11 protein-coding genes and 1 pseudogene are annotated in these 14,606 nt (G+C 66.2%); 6 read left to right on the top strand and 6 right to left on the bottom strand.

Features of this window, described 5'->3' with window-relative positions; translation table 11 throughout:
- Window positions 1-186 precede the first annotated feature (186 nt).
- The 4 genes from OV079_RS49210 (at window position 187) to OV079_RS49195 (ending at window position 5,875) form a co-directional block, all read left to right on the top strand.
- Window positions 187-1,071, top strand: a complete 885-nt coding sequence (locus tag OV079_RS49210) for a hypothetical protein (RefSeq protein WP_267777261.1) — start codon at window positions 187-189, stop codon at window positions 1,069-1,071.
- A 67-nt stretch (window positions 1,072-1,138) separates the two neighbouring features.
- Window positions 1,139-2,842, top strand: a complete 1,704-nt coding sequence (locus tag OV079_RS49205) for a VapE domain-containing protein (RefSeq protein WP_267777258.1) — start codon at window positions 1,139-1,141, stop codon at window positions 2,840-2,842.
- 972 nt (window positions 2,843-3,814) lie between these two features.
- The gene (locus tag OV079_RS49200; RefSeq protein ID WP_267777256.1) at window positions 3,815-3,952 is read left to right on the top strand and encodes a hypothetical protein; all 138 of its coding nucleotides are present in this window, start codon (window positions 3,815-3,817) and stop codon (window positions 3,950-3,952) included.
- A 633-nt stretch (window positions 3,953-4,585) separates the two neighbouring features.
- Window positions 4,586-5,875 (top strand): tyrosine-type recombinase/integrase, encoded by a 1,290-nt coding sequence (locus tag OV079_RS49195; RefSeq protein ID WP_267777254.1) that lies wholly within the window; start codon window positions 4,586-4,588, stop codon window positions 5,873-5,875.
- Between the two features lie 649 nt (window positions 5,876-6,524).
- Here the strand turns inward: OV079_RS49195 and OV079_RS49190 are convergent.
- From OV079_RS49190 to OV079_RS49170, 5 genes are all read right to left on the bottom strand, one after another.
- The gene (locus tag OV079_RS49190) at window positions 6,525-7,058 is read right to left on the bottom strand and encodes a hypothetical protein (RefSeq protein WP_267777251.1); all 534 of its coding nucleotides are present in this window, start codon (window positions 7,056-7,058) and stop codon (window positions 6,525-6,527) included.
- A gap of 123 nt (window positions 7,059-7,181) precedes the next feature.
- Window positions 7,182-7,667, bottom strand: coding sequence for a hypothetical protein (locus OV079_RS49185; RefSeq protein WP_267777249.1), 486 nt, complete (start codon window positions 7,665-7,667; stop codon window positions 7,182-7,184).
- Window positions 7,664-7,846: a hypothetical protein gene (locus tag OV079_RS49180; RefSeq protein ID WP_267777246.1), complete on the bottom strand. Its 183-nt coding sequence runs from the start codon at window positions 7,844-7,846 to the stop codon at window positions 7,664-7,666. Before OV079_RS49180 ends, OV079_RS49185 begins: the two co-directional genes overlap by 4 nt.
- Before the next feature lie 49 nt (window positions 7,847-7,895).
- Window positions 7,896-8,264: a hypothetical protein gene (locus tag OV079_RS49175; RefSeq protein ID WP_267777245.1), complete on the bottom strand. Its 369-nt coding sequence runs from the start codon at window positions 8,262-8,264 to the stop codon at window positions 7,896-7,898.
- A 269-nt stretch (window positions 8,265-8,533) separates the two neighbouring features.
- Window positions 8,534-8,737: a hypothetical protein gene (locus OV079_RS49170; protein ID WP_267777243.1), complete on the bottom strand. Its 204-nt coding sequence runs from the start codon at window positions 8,735-8,737 to the stop codon at window positions 8,534-8,536.
- A 290-nt stretch (window positions 8,738-9,027) separates the two neighbouring features.
- Between OV079_RS49170 and OV079_RS49165 the strand changes: the two are divergent.
- Window positions 9,028-10,204: pseudogene (locus OV079_RS49165) on the top strand (IS3 family transposase).
- A gap of 81 nt (window positions 10,205-10,285) precedes the next feature.
- Here OV079_RS49165 and OV079_RS49160 read toward each other — a convergent pair.
- A complete protein-coding gene (locus OV079_RS49160; protein ID WP_267777242.1) occupies window positions 10,286-11,905 on the bottom strand; it encodes a sensor histidine kinase in 1,620 nt (539 codons plus the stop codon).
- 304 nt (window positions 11,906-12,209) lie between these two features.
- Between OV079_RS49160 and OV079_RS49155 the strand changes: the two genes are divergently transcribed.
- Window positions 12,210-14,486: a copper-transporting P-type ATPase gene (locus OV079_RS49155; RefSeq protein ID WP_420829603.1), complete on the top strand. Its 2,277-nt coding sequence runs from the start codon at window positions 12,210-12,212 to the stop codon at window positions 14,484-14,486.
- Window positions 14,487-14,606: the final 120 nt, after the last annotated feature.

The following is a 14,606-nucleotide window of genomic DNA, read 5'->3' as shown; positions in this document are numbered from 1 at the left end:
GATGCCGCCGAAGAAGGTCTCAAAGCGTCCTCCGGACCCCTCGACGCCTCCGACGGCGCCCCTCGAGTGGTGCCGAGCGCCCCGTCCTGCGACGTCGGCGACGGCCCTTGCCCCTCGAATCTGACAACTTGACCCAAGACGAAAGGCTCGCCGGTCCTGGGCGAGCCTCTCAAGGAGCACAGTGCCATGACCACCGGGCCCTCTTCTACGAATACATCAATCAATGATGCAGAGCAAGATGCGCTTCGTCGGATCGACGAGCACATCGCGCGCATGCTCGCCGGGCAGGTCGACAGGGCTGCCCCGGGCCTCGACGTGTTTGGCGCCTCCCGCGGCATCCTCCCTTCCACCCTCGCGCGCTGGTGCATCGGCTACATGCCGGCGCAGCTAGAGCTGCGGTCGCCCTGGGCGAGCGAGCTCAATGACTTGGACCTCGTCCGCAGCGGCCTCTTTGCGCCGCGCCGAAAAACTCCGGCCGCGGAAGGGGTGTCTTCCACTCCGAACAGCAAGCAGGCTCAGAACGACATCGAAGATCGTCATCCCGACCTCCATCCACTCCGGCCGATCCTCGCGGATTGCGCCATGGTCCCGCTTCGGGACTCGAAGGGTTTCATCCGCACCTGGATTGGACTGCGGGTCTCCCGACGGAAGCTCTTCTGGGAGCGGGCGCGCCATGCAGGCCAGGAAGTCAGCCCCGCCCAGCTGCGCAATGGCGAGGAAGCGCCGAAGTACCGATTCTTGGCCAAGACCCATGCGCGGAAGACCTACCCGCTGGCCCATTCGCCGAAAGTCATCGAAGTGTCGGCCGACATCGACTTCGAGAATCCGGACGACAAGAAGGGCAAAGTCGTCGAGGTCGCGGACAAGGCCACGCCCATCATCGTGTGCGAGGACGTCCTGGATGCGATCCTTGCCGAACAGGCAGGATTCGCGTCGATCGCGCTTGTTGGTCCAACGGCTCATCCGAAGCAGCTCGACCTCCTCGCCAATACTGTCGGCGCATGCCAAGCATCGTCGGCCGATCTTCGCATGCTTCGGCAGGAACCACGAGAACAAGGACCGCAAGGATGATGCGACGGGCCTGGGTGACCGTGGGATGGCTCTCTTCCTTGCAGCGATGTGGCAGAGGAACAAGGACTTGGCGCGCTCGATCCACGTGATCAGCCTTGCTTCTCGGGATGACCGCAGAGTCGATTTGGCCGATGTGCTGAAGGATGTCTATGACGAGGTCTCTCAGGCAGCTCCTGGCGCTGACCCCGCTGATGACCCCCTTGCTCCCGCCCGTTGGCCCGACGACGTAACCAAGGCCCAGCGCGCAAAGTTGGAAGAACTGGTTGCATCCTCAGTGCAGAGCACCGAGTTCTTGATCATGCAAATTCCGCCCAGCGTGCTTGATCGGGATCGTTCATCGGTGCTGGACCAGACCGGTCTTTCCGCGGTTGCCGCCCATGACCCCGACCTGTGGGACGAAATTTCCAACCGAGTCGCGGGGGCTCTGGGCATCGGCCCAAAGGATCAGAAGTCGTGGGCCAAAGGGGTAGCAAAACGTGCAGCGAAAGAAGCCTTGATCGCCGAGAAGACCAGCGGCAATAGCGACTTGGCACGGTACATCAACAAGGACGGGACCTTCCGCCCCGCGTACAAGGCTGTGTTCACCCTCCTGCACCAGCACCTGGGGCGGCGCCTCGTGTACGACGTGATGACAGTCGCTCCAAGCGAAGTTCTAAACGAGAGTCGCCCGTGGGAACTCCGCGCAGTCGATGATGACTTCATGAGCAACATCCGGCTCGCGCTTGCGGACCTCGGATGTGATGCCGGGCGGGACTTGGTCGAGGACGCCGTTGATGCGATCGCCCGCAAGCGCCGTTGCAATCCCGTGGAGAGCTACTTGCGAGCGCTCCCCGAATGGGATGGGCAGACCGACCTGATCCCCCACGTGATCTCCGAGGTCGTGGGGATCACCGAGGCCAACGGCTACACCACGGAGCAGATCGGCCTGTATACGATCTACCTCCGGAAGTGGCTTCGCTCGGCAGTCGCGCGGGCTTTCGAGCCGGGCTGCAAGGCCGACCTGATGCTCGTCTTTTCCGGGACGACTCAGGGTCAATACAAGTCTTCGTTCGTCCGGGCGCTCGTCCCGGTGAAAACATGGTGCGGCGTTCCGGACATGAGAAGGCTCGACAAGGACTCTGTGATGTCGATGCGGCTTCACTGGATCCACGAGGTGCCCGAGATCGAGAGAGGTTCCTTCTCCAAAGACTTCACGGAGTGGAAAGCCTTCCTTTCCCTTGAGGCAGACACCTTCCGCCCGCCCTACGCACGTCAGGTTGGCGTGTTTCCGAGGGCCTCGGTGCTGTTCGGGACCTCGAACCAGGTCCAGATCCTGAGCGATCCGACAGGAAGCCGGCGCTTCCTGTGCATCTCGATCCGTGTCCCAATCCAAGTCGAGCTGCTCGGGCCTATCCGTGACGCCCTCTGGGGCCAGCTCGTCGCTGAGTATCGCGCATGGGTGCAGCGTGGTCGGCGCGATTCCGAGTGTCCGTGGTGGCTCACGCCGGAGGAACGACAGCGGCAAGACGCCGATGCCGCTCAGTTCGAAGTCGACGATCCCGTCATGGAGAAGCTCGTCGCGTGGCTCAACAGCCAGCCGAGCCGGCGGCTCAACGCCGACCAGATCGTGGAGGGGGCAAGGATCGGGTCGGGCAAGGATGGTAAAACGACCCACGGCGACCGCACAAAGCTCGGGCCCAAGCTCGAGCGTCTCGGGTGGCGGAGCGTCAAGCGTTGTGACCGCCGAGCCTACGAGGCTCCCGACTACTGGCAGCCCAAGCCGGGGGTGTAAGGGCTCCATCTGGTTTCCGCCCCTTGACCCCGTACCGCGGATGACCCATCTCGTGGCAGGCATCGCCTCAAACGCGTACGGCAATTCCCGGGCACGACCACGAACGCCTCAGGACAACCTCGATCGCAGAGGTTGTCCTTGGTCAATCGGGCCTCCAGCCGCAGAGTTGTGGCTGTATCGAGGCAGCGCATGGCGCGCGGACAACCTGACAACCTCGTCGCGCTATTTCCGGGCAGGTCGGCGTGCGTGCTCCGCCAGCCCGGGATTTTCGCCGACGCGGTGGGAGGCCCTGATTATGCGGTAGCGGCTGCAGGGCTACCGGCAAGGCCTTCGTCTTCACGCCGAACGTGTCTCGCTACTGCATCGTCTATCCGAACGAGCGCGAGACCACGGCCGAGGCGATCCGCCTGCGAGGCCGCATGGGCCTTCTACGGCGGCATCTTCCGCGCGCTCGTCGTCGACAACACGCGGGCGATCGTCATCGGCGTCGACTCCGGCCTTCCCGCGAGTACGCGCAGACGCGCGGCTTATCGACGCGCGTGTGCGTCGACCGAAGGGCAAGGCCCATGTCGAGCGGGCGATCCTGGTGTCCGCGACGACTGCTTCGCCGACAAGCGCCTGCCCGATCTCGCGGCTGCCCAAGCCTCGACCCGGCGCACCAGATCGAGGCCTGGGACACCACCGCCAACGTCCGATTCGATGCCGAGCTGTGCTCGCTGCGCTTCATCGAGCCGTCCGCGCCCCCGTCAGACCGGTCGGCGTCGGCAAGACCTTCCTCGCCCACGCGCTCGGCGCCGCCGTCTGCTGGCGCGGCCATAGCATCCTCGCGCGCCGCTGCGACTGCATGCTCACCTCATTGCGCCACGCGCGACGCGACATCTACGAGATCCTCACCGAGCGGCACCGTGGCGGCTCGATCATCGTCACCTCCAACCGTGGCCCCGACGAGTGGTCGCCACCTTCGTCGCTCCCGTGCGCTCCCAAGCCGCCGCCGATCGATTCAGCAGCAACTCCTACGACCTCGTCATCGAAGGCGAGTCCTACCGCGCCCGCACCTCAGCACGGGTGCGCTTCGGCACGAGGTGGCCGGGCTGGGTCGGATCTGCTTGAACGTGCGTGGGGAATTAGGTATGAGCAGGGTCTACGCTAGATAGATAGTCCTTCTCGGCAACATGGGGAGGCTTGGCAGCTCACCTGATCGCCGGAATTGGCGTCGAACCGACGGCTCCAAGGCCATGGAGCTGGGCAAGCGGAATAGCGTGGATGCTACGAGGGTGTGCCGCCCGGCAATGCATGGAGGATGGAATGGAAGCGATTAACGGCATGGCGAACGCCGAAGGGGTCCCGTTGCTTTGCAAGCAGGTGGAGGGGCTCCGCGATGACGCGGCAATGCGGGCGTCGGGCGGGGGCCGAGGACAGGCGGGAGCACCGGGGTGCTTTCACGGGTGAGGGCGTGATGAGGGACGAGGCGGGCCGGCTGGTGACGGCGCGCGACGGCGCGACATCCCTCACAAGCAGCGTGCGGACCATGGAGCCCTGTCGGTCCCACGGGGAAGGACCCCCGTGGGCCTGCGAAGGCCGCGCAATGCTCTCCGATCTCCCGGCCATCGCCTATGTGGACGACGTCGCGGCCTTCTTCGGCAAGAAGCCGAAGGCGCTGAGGGCGGCCGTCGCTAGGGGCAATTCCCGGCCGGCCGCATCATCGGAGGAAGGCGTTGCTGGGTCCGCGAAGATCTGGTGCCCTTGCTGGCGGAGAACGCCGGAGCCGGGCCTTCACTCCCGAGGGCCAGGCTCATGAGGGTCTGCACCAGACCATCACCACACAACCCAGAACGCGTCCAAGTCGACATGCGCTTCTCTTGCCCAGATCCCCGCAGCACCAAGGGGAAGAACCTCCGGATCCAGCGTACGGCTCCGGAGGGCTACACCGCGGAGACCGCGAAGGTGTGGGCACGCGAGAACGCCGACCGATTCCTTGCCGAGATCTACGGCGAGACGAGGAAGGAGAGGGAACAGGAAGAAGAGTCCAAGCCCGAACCTCAGCCAGCGCCAGCATCCGAGCCATCGCCCGGCTCAGAGAGCCCGAAGGCCATCACGCTCGAGGCCATGTTCAAGCAGATGGAGGACCGGGTCCTTTGTCACGAGGAGCCGACCTCGAAGGAGACCTGGAAGTCCGTCTGGAAGTGCCACCTGGCGCCCAAGTTCGGCCAGATGCCGATCGAGCTCATCACCAAGACGCGCATCCTGGACTACCGCGAGGAACTCCAGAAGCGGTATGCCCCGTCGACCTGCAATCACATCATCGTCAAGCTGCAGGGCGTCCTCAGCTACGCGGTCGAGAAGGAGAAACTGGCCGGGGTGCCCACGATCAAGCGGCTGAAGACCCAGGACGCCGCCGAGAAGGACCCGTACACGGACGAGGAGATGGAACTCCTCCTCGCCGCCGCGGAGGGGGACGAGATCGGGACGCTTGCACTCCTGCTCAGCCTTGATGCCGGGCTGCGGCGGAACGAGATGCTGGCGCTCCGGTGGTGCGACGTGGATCTCAGGAACAGCGAGGTCCACATCAGGCATTCAATGCACCGGACCGGCCTCAAGTGCCCGAAGGGGAAGAAGGCCGTGTCCGTGCCGATGCGTGCCCGACTCCGCTCCGAGCTGGCGAAGGCGCGGAAGGATTGCAAGCTGACCGACCACGTCTTCCCGGGGGAGCGGAACGCCTGGATGTCGGAGAGCGCGTTCCGCACCCACATGATCGAACTGGCCGACAGGGCCGGGGTCGAGTGGAGGGGCTTCCACAAGGCGAAGCACACCTTCATCACGCTCTTGCTGGAGAAGGGGGCGAACCTCCAGGAACTCCAGCTCCTGGCGCGCCACAAACACGCCAGCACCACCGAGGGCTACATGCATGTCCGCAATGCGGCCAAGGCCATGAAGGCCGGCATCGCCCGCCTCGACGAAGGGGCGCCTGGGCCGGCCCCGACCACGCCCGAGCCCGAGAGGGTTAGGCCGAGGTTACGAGTGTTAAGTTCGTAGCGCAAAATGCCTGTATCTCCGCGCCGGCGGGGAGATACTGAGTATTTGTGGAACAAGTTCTAAGCTTCAGCAAACCCCGCGCCAATGCCAGCGCAGCCCTGAATTCTCGAAAATACGCGGGGGTTAAAGATGCTCGGTTTGTTCTGCGGTTATCTGCGTCGTTCTGGTTTCGTCCCAGAGTCTGTCACAGGTCCCGACCTGTGACAGATTCTTGCGCTAGCGAGCGTTCTGGGCGCTGGCGGGGTGCGGTCGGGGCGGGTTGAGGTCGGGTCCGCTGGGTCTTGCAGGTTGCTGAAAAAGTGCCGGCCGGCCGAAATCGGCATGTCCCTTCGGACGCCGCGCCGCCGCGGAAGCACTCGGGGACGACGACGAGATGGGCGCCGAGCCACTCGATGTCGATGCGTAGCGCCGCGCCTAGCATCAATCCCCTCCGCGTGCGCCCCACACGCCACTCGATCGCCGTCGGCGCCGCGGGCGAGAGCAGCATCCGTGCGAGGACGTGCTTGGTCAAAGCGCGGGTGCCGCGATTGCACCTCGTCGGGCCGACGCGGCCGCGTCGACGCCCTCGCGCCGCGACCGTCGCGCAAGAGCCCCCGGCACGCGCGACTCGACGGCATCGCGCCCGCCTCCGGGTCTCTCGGCAACCGCATCACTCCGGGACATGGACGACGACGGGCTCGCTCGCTGCGGCGCAATAAGGGCCGCACTCCATGCCATTGGGCCAATGACCCGTGTACTCGGGATGGTGCATCTCCTCGACCTGGACCAGGTCGTCACGGATCACGGTGACCGTGAGCTGCTCCGGGCCCGTGATGATGTTGCCCTCCTCCTGGATCTCGACGAGCTCGATCGCCAGGCCGTCGCCCTCGTGAGCGACGTCGACGACCCAGCGCACGGGCCCATCTTTGGACTCGCCCATGGCCGTCAGCGAGGACCGGTCACAGGCGGGATCGGGGGCGTCGTCAGCGGCCAGGACGCACTCCCACTCGAAAGTTATGTCTGCCGATTGCAGGCGGAACAGGTATTTTCCCGCCCGGAGGTGGCCGCCCGTGGTTCCTTCGTCGACGACGCGGATCCACGGCTCCAAGGCGCACCCTGTCTGTGTGCAGACATCCGGCTCGGGGCAGGCGGCCCCGGCCATAAGGGCGGCGAGCGCCAGGTGCGTCCAGAAACGTTCAATCACGCCCGAGTTCTTAGCATGCAGACCCTGCTGCCACAAGCAGCGCTCCGGGCGCTCCAGAAGCCGAAGCGCAGGTCCGGGCGACCGCGTCCACCGAGCTGATCTTCAGCCTACCTGCCTACCTTCCTACGACGATGTGTCACACCGGGGATAGGCGATCTTCGCCCCGCACTCGCTCGTGGAGACACTACCGCCATCACCTGTAGCTTCTAACTTCTTGCACGTGACCTCCGTAAAGGCGTCGTCGGGCGCTTCGGGATCCAGCGCCACGAGCACTGTCGCTTCGCACGAGTCATTGACAATGACGTAGTAAATCGCCAGATATATATCGTTCTGGTGCGGCACGAGAAAACGACCCCAAGCCGAGGTACAGTCTTGCAGGTGTTTCGTCAAACAGGCCGCGATATTGTCCTTATGTTTTATGTCATCTGGAATGGACGAAGCGCCGCAAAACACAGCGTCTTCAGGCACGAGGGCCTCGGCACGAGGTCCGAAGGTCACGCAGTCCTCTCCTTCATTCTGGCAGGCAAAAATGCTGCTGCTCAGGACGAAGGCCAACGACACGTCAGAGCACAAGCTTCGTGCTCGATTTCCAGTGCGCTTGGTGATCATATGGCGCCTTGTAGCACGATGCGAGCCGCGTGCAAAGCAGGAGTCAGACGGCGAGAAATTCCGTTCGGCGTCGCGTCCTCGCCGATCACCTGCCGCACCGTGAGCGCGAGCGCATCAAACCCACGCCGCATGTCCTGCGGTTCCATGCATACGAAAATCCGCACCGACGCCGGAATCATCGTCGTCCCTCCAGGAACGCTGCCCGCGGTGAGCGCCGGAGGGCGCCTTTTACTCGGTCCAGTCTTCCGGAGGATGAGGGATGTCCTCACCGAGGTCGTCGTAGTCGAAAGTGTCCGGGAAGCCGCCCTGCATCTCGCAGAGGCGCTCCCCATCGAGCTCGGAGACCAACACCTTCCCGGTGACAGAGAAGGCTCGCAGACGCTTGTCCATCTCATCGTAAGGATCACCGTCATCGATCCAGACCCCTGCCTGACACAGCACACGGACGTCGAACCAGCGTCCGTCCTCGTCTTCCTTCTCCAGCTTGACTTCGACGTCGACGATCTCGGAGCTATCCGCTCCGCCCACACTGAGGTCGTCGCTCACGATCGTCGGGGCCGAGTACCTCTCACGAACGTAGGCTTCGACCAGCTCCACATCACCACTCCCAGTGCCAGCACTCATCCTTCCCACGTTATCACCGGGCGATGGCAGGATCCAGGTAAGTCTTCGCGCGTGAGCCTGTCGCTCGAGCTGCCCCCTGCGATCTTGAGGCCGCAAGTATGGGCGGGCGTCAAGCGTCCTCGGAGGTAGATGCCGTGCTCGAGGTGGGCGTCACGCGCTCGAGGCCAAATCCCGACAGCACCGCCAGCCAGCCCGGGGCTGAACCTCCGCTGCTTGCCGTGCGACGCCCTCCGTCCTCAGCATCAGCGCGAGAATATGTTCCAAGGACCAGACGACGAGCGATAACCGCCATCACCATCCTCGATCGCGCGCGTTGGCCCGCAAGCCCGGGCGATTTCGCGCGCGGCCGCAGTCGCCTGGGCGCCGCCGGGCCGGGCGATGACAACGCGTGCCTCCTTCATCGTCCACCGCAAGCTGATCGAGAACGCGAGATCGACCTTGCCCATGCAGCCTTGGCCGGTGGCGTACCGCCGTCTGGGATGCGAACGTGAACATACACAGCCCAGCAAGACCGGCGCGCGGGCCGAACGAGGTTAGTTCCGCTAAGCGAGTTAGTCACCGGCAAGGCCCAGGGTGATACTGTGGCGTGCCGGAGTGGCTGATGGTGGAAGCGCAAGCGCGTTGATGATCGCGCCGACGCAGCGGTCGAGGGGCTCCTCAAGATCGGCGGCAACGTAAACCTGCCCCGATCCAGTGGACACCCTCGATGAGTCAGAAGTAGAGAGGGTTGAAGGCCATGAGCAAGAAGAAGCGGAGAGCGTTCACGACGGAGCAGAAGGCCGAGGCGGTCAAGATCGTCAAGACTTCAGGGAAATCGGTCGCGCAGGTCGCTCAGGAGTTGGGCTTGACGGTGAGCGCGCTGCGAAGCTGGGTGAAGCAGGACGAGATCAACCAGAATCCGAGCCCGCGAGGGCCGCTGACGACGGACGAGCGGGCCGAGCTCGCCCGGTTGCGCAAGGATTTGAAGCGGGTGGAGATGGAGCGCGATTTTTAAAAGCGGCGGCCTTCTTCGCCAGGGAGACGTGACCGTCTTCCAGGTGATCGCGGCGGAGGAGGCCAATTTCCCGGTCATCATGATGTGCGAGCTCCTCGAGGTCTCGCGGAGCGGCTTCTATGCCTGGAAGACGCGTGAGCCGTCGCCGAGAGCGCAGGAGAACGCGGCGCTCGTCCAGGAGGTGGCGGAGATCCATGCCGCGAGCAGGAAGACCTATGGGAGCCCGCGAATTCGCAGAGAACTACACGAGCGTGGCCGCAAGGTCAGCCGCAAACGCGTGGCCCGCCTCATGCGCAAAGAGGGCATCCAGGGCCGTCGGAGACCGAAATTCAGGAGGACCACCGACTCGAACCACAAGCTCCCGGTGGCCGAAAACATCGGCGCTCGCAACTTCACCGTCAGCAAGCCCGACAAGGCATGGGTCGCCGACATCACGTACGTCTGGACCCTCGAGGGCTGGCTGTACCTCGCGGTGATCATCGACCTGTTCTCGCGTCGCGTCGTCGGCTGGTCGATGGCCGACCACATGCGCACCGAGCTGGCCCTCGGCGCGCTACGAGCCGCGCTGGGCCATCGCGAGCCGTCCGAGGAGGGACTCCTCTTCCACTCGGACCGAGGCTCCCAGTACGCCGCAGACGACTACCGGGAGGCCCTGCGCGAGGCAGGCATGACGTGCAGCATGAGCCGCAAGGGGAACTGCTGGGACAACGCGGTCGCCGAGAGCTTCAACAGCACGCTGAAGACCGAGCTCGTTCATCGCACGATCTTCCTCACGCGAGAGAGCGCGAGGACGGCGATCTCAGAATGGATCGAAGTGTTCTATAACCGTCAACGTCGCCACTCGTCGATCGGCTACAGGACCCCGGTCGCCTACGAGGAGAGCTTTTACGCCGTACAGGCGGAGACGCAAGCGGCGTAAGCAAAGTGTCCACTTTTTCGGGGCAATCCCAATCCTCCCCCACCCGGCCTCGGTCCTCGCGCCCGAACGGACCCCGCCTGCTCACTTCTGATGCGGCCGTGCGTCGAACGGCAGCGTGATCGTGAAGGTCGTCCCCTCCTCGGTGGCGCTCTCGACCTCGACGTTGCCGCCGTGGGCCTCGGCGCAGGCGCGGACGAACGCCAGCCCGAGCCCCAGCTCTCCTGCCTGCGGCGCTCGGCGCCGCTGCGAGAACACGTCGAAGATGTGCTCGCGGTGCTCGGCGGGGATCGGGTCACCGAAGTTGTGGACCGACAGGCGCACGTCACCGCCGCGACGCGCGAGCCGGATAGCGACCTGCGTGTCGGCCCGCCCGTACTTGACCGCGTTGACGGCGAGGTTCCACACCGCCCGGCGGAGCTCGTCGCGGCTCCACATGCCGCGGAATTCCCCGTCGGCTTCGATCGCGAAGCGCGGGCCGTACTGGGCCTCGAGGTCCTGGACGACCTCCTCGGCGATTTCGCGGAGGTCGCACCAGTCGATGTTCAGCGGCAAGCGCTGGCCGGCCTCCATTCGGCTGACGTCGAGCAAGTCGCGGATCATGAGATCGACGCGCTCGAGGTTGCGCTCGATCCGGGCGACGAGCTCGGGTCGGGCGGCCCGGTCGCCGAGCCGGACCAGGGTCTGGGCGCTCATCCTGGCGCTGGCCAGCGGACCGCGGAGATCGTGCGCGAGGATGGCCGTGAAGCGCTCCCGCAGGGCGCGTTCGGCCTCGAGCTCGTCGATGCGAAGCCGCAGCTCCGCGTGCAATTGCCCGTTCTCGAGGTGCAGGGTCATCCCCTCGCCGAGCGCTTCGATGCGCCGGCGCTCACGGACGGAGAACGGCCCCTGCGCGCGCGTGCCGATGTACATCACGCCCCGGATCCGGTCGCGCCGCGGGAGGCGCACGCCGAGCAGCGAGTGGATGCCGCTGCTCCGCAGCGCGTCGCTGACCACGAGCTCGGTGGTAGCGACGTCGTCGATGGCGACCGGCTCCTCGCTCGTGGCCATCAGGCCGGTGACCGTGGCGGGGTCGAGCGACGTCACGATCTCTTGCAACTCGTCCTCGGCGAGCCCGACCGCGGCCCGCGTCACCAGCAGTTCGCTGCGCGAATCGTACAGGAACAGCGCCGCGCACTGCGCGGCCATCGCCTCCATGATCACCGCCAGCATCGCTTTCAGATGCTCTCCGAGCGGCGCCCCGGGCGTGCGCAGCGCCTGGTCGGCCAGCGTCCGCAACTGTCGGAGGTAACGCTTCTCGCGCTGCTCGTCGAGCTGCATGTGCATTTGAAACGAGTCGGTCGTCCGCACCATGATGCTCTGCAGGGCGAGGAAGATCCGCGCGAGCTCGTCGGGGGACGGCCGTTCATCCGCCGGGGCCGACGCTGCACAGGACGAGATGCAGCGCTGGAGAATGGCGAACTCCTCCACCACCTCCCCGACCTCGAAGCCCCAGCGGATCCGATCCGACAGGTGGCTCTCGATGTGACGCATGACTACCTTCAAGTCGGCGCCGCCCGTCAGCGCCGCCAGACAGATCGGCATCAAATTCTTGAGCTCGACGTCGGAGAGCCCGCGGGCAGACGCCGCGCGGCTGGCCTCGCTGGCCCACGTCTTGAGGATCTCGTCGCCATGACGGTCGAGGAAACCGGTCGAGGACGCCACATCATCATTGTACTCCGTAAACCGCGCCGCGGTAGACGGCGCGTCGACGACCCGACGACTCTCGCGCTTCGTTTGGGGAGACCTGATCAGAGAACGTCGATATCGGTCCCGAATCGAGCGGACCGAGCAATTTGGGCGGAGCGCTGTCGCGTTCGGGGAGCGTCGAGGCCCGTGTGCGCGTCGCGCGGGTCGTTCCTCGCCGCGAGCGCCGGCGTTGGCGTTGGTGCTCGCGCCGCGCCGCGAGGACGCGACGCGACGCCGCCGCGAGCTTGCGGTCGGCTGCCTTGCCGCCCACAAGAACCTCATGGCACGCGTGCAGGGACATCCGGCGTCCCGAGCGCCCCTTGCGGGTCGGGAGCCGGTCTCAGGAGCATTCACCTGCACCAGCCACCCGGAGGTGCGTCAGCCGGCCCTGGGGACGTGCCCCAAGTGCGGCACGCCTCTCGAGCCGATCGGAACCTCGGCGGCCTTGCGTCGCCTCGAATGGGTGTGCCCGGTGCATTCGCACATGCTCCGAAGCGAGCCCGGCATCTGTCCCCTCTGCGGCAGGGCGCTCGAGCCGCGTGGGGTCCCTCGCACGGGGATCGAAGAGGGCGGCGATCTGCGGGCGATGAAGCGACGATTGTGGGTGGCGGCGCTCCTGACGATCCCGCTGCTTCTGCTCGCCGTTCACGACCTCTCGTCAGCGCGCGGAGCGCTTCGGTGGCCTGTGCTCGTCCAGGTGGTGCTGGCGTCGCCGGTATGCACGTGGGCCGCGTGGCCGTTTTATGCCCGGCCGGCCCCGTCGTGGCGTGGCCGCCGCCTCGATGTCTTCACTCTGACGGGGCTCGGCGCCGCCGTGGCCTATGGCTACAGCCTGGTCGCGGCGTTCGTGCCGCAGATCTTTCCATCAGCGCTCCGACACCAGGACGGGCAGGTCGCCGTGCACTTCGCGGCCGCGTCTGTCTTCATCACGCTCGGGCTCCTGGGACGGGTGTTGGAGCTGCTCGCCCGCCACCGGCCCGGGGCGGCGGTCCGCAGGATGCTCGACACGGCGGCGCAATCAGCCCGGCGGCTCACTCAGGACGGCAGCGAGGAGGAGGTCCCGCTCGAGGTGGTCCGCGTCGGCGATCGTCTGCGGGTCAGGCCCGGCGACAAGGTCCCGGTCGACGGCATCGTGCTCGCGGGGCGCAGCTACGTCGACGAGTCGATGGTGACCGGTGACCCGATCGCGGCCGAAAAGCGCGCGGGAGACTTCGTCATCGGCTCCACTCGCAATGGTGGCAGCGCGCTCCTCGTCCGCGCGGAGCGAGTGGGCGCGGACATGTTGCTCGCGCGGATCGTGGCGATGGTCGCGGAGGGCCGGCGAACTCGCGCGCCCATCCAGCGGCTCGCCGACGTCGCCGCCGCGTACCTCGTGCCGGTCATGGCGGGCCTGGCGGGCCTCACGTTCCTCGTGTGGGGCGTGTGGGGCCCCGAGCCACGAATGGCCTACGCCCTGATCAATGCGGCCTCGGTGCTGATCGTCGCCTGCCCGTGCGCGCTGGGACTGGCGACGCCGATGTCGATCATGGTCGCGGCCGGACGCGCGGCGACCGCCGGCGTGCTGTTCAAGAACACCGAGGCGATGGAGATGATGCGGCGCGTCGACACCCTCGTCGTCGACAAGACGGGCACGCTGACCGAGGGGAGGCCGAAGCTCGCCGCGATCGTCGCCACGGCGGAGATGGACGAGGCGGCGATCCTGCGGCTCGCGGCGAGCCTTGAGCGCGGCAGTGAGCACCCAGGGGCGGCGGCGATCGTCGAGGAAGCAGCATCCCGCCGGCTCGATCTCGCCGCGGCGGATCAGCTCACGGCGATGCCGGGCGAGGGCGTGACAGGCGTCGTCGACGGGCATCGCGTCGCGGTCGGCAACCTGACGCTGATGCGCCGCCTCGGCGTCGCGCTCGGATCGAACGTCGAGCACGCCCATACGCTCCGCGCCGAGGGACACACCGTCATGCTCGTCGCAGTCGACGGGGCGATCGTCGGCCTCGTCGATATCAGCGATCCGATCAAGGCGAGCACACCGGAGGCGATGGCAGCGCTCCGCGCCGAGGGTCTCCGCGTGGTGATGATCACCGGCGACGATCGGACGACCGCCGACGTGCTGGCGCGCAAGCTCGGCATCGATGAAGTCATGGCTGGAGTGGAACCCGATCAAAAGGCAGGCGCGATCGCCCGGCTGCAGGCGCAAGGACGGCGCGTCGCCATGGCCGGCGACGGCATCGACGACGCGCCTGCGCTGGCATGCGCGCACGTCGGCGTCGCAATGGGCACAGGCGCGGACCTGGCGAGAGACAGCGCGGATATCACGCTGGTCAAGGGCGACCTCCGCGGCGTCGTGCGGGCGCGCCGGCTCAGTCGGGCAGCCATCGGCAACGTCAAACAGAACCTGATCCTCGCATTGATCTACAACGCCGCGGCCGTCCCGATCGCCGCGGGCATTCTCTACCCGGCGTTCGGACGCTCGCTCGACCCCGGCGTCGTGCTCGCGGTCATGTCGCTGAGCTCGGTCTCGGTGACCGTCAACGCGCTCCGGCTGCGTCGGCTGAAGCTGTGAACAGGAGTGCGGTGCCAGGCGCCGGGACGTACGAGTCGACGCGTCGCCCCCCGCGCCGCCGCCTGACCGCGAGCAACCGTGCGACATGGCTCGGCCGCCCGCTGGCGCGCTCAGGATTCG

The organism is Nannocystis pusilla, from assembly GCF_026626665.1.
In the GTDB taxonomy this organism is placed as follows: domain Bacteria; phylum Myxococcota_A; class Polyangia; order Nannocystales; family Nannocystaceae; genus Nannocystis; species Nannocystis pusilla.
Note: the sequence above shows the minus strand (reverse complement) of the source record. Positions and strands in the feature narration are given on the sequence as shown.

Bases quoted from the DNA above. Each gene is read 5' to 3' on its own strand.
- OV079_RS49180 (WP_267777246.1), bottom strand. From the start codon at position 7,846: ATGATTCCGGCGTCGGTGCGGATTTTCGTATGCATGGAACCGCAGGAC.
- OV079_RS49170 (WP_267777243.1), bottom strand. From the start codon at position 8,737: ATGGGCAAGGTCGATCTCGCGTTCTCGATCAGCTTGCGGTGGACGATG.
- OV079_RS49185 (WP_267777249.1), bottom strand. From the start codon at position 7,667: ATGATCACCAAGCGCACTGGAAATCGAGCACGAAGCTTGTGCTCTGAC.
- OV079_RS49155 (WP_420829603.1), top strand. From the start codon at position 12,210: ATGGCACGCGTGCAGGGACATCCGGCGTCCCGAGCGCCCCTTGCGGGT.
- OV079_RS49210 (WP_267777261.1), top strand. From the start codon at position 187: ATGACCACCGGGCCCTCTTCTACGAATACATCAATCAATGATGCAGAG.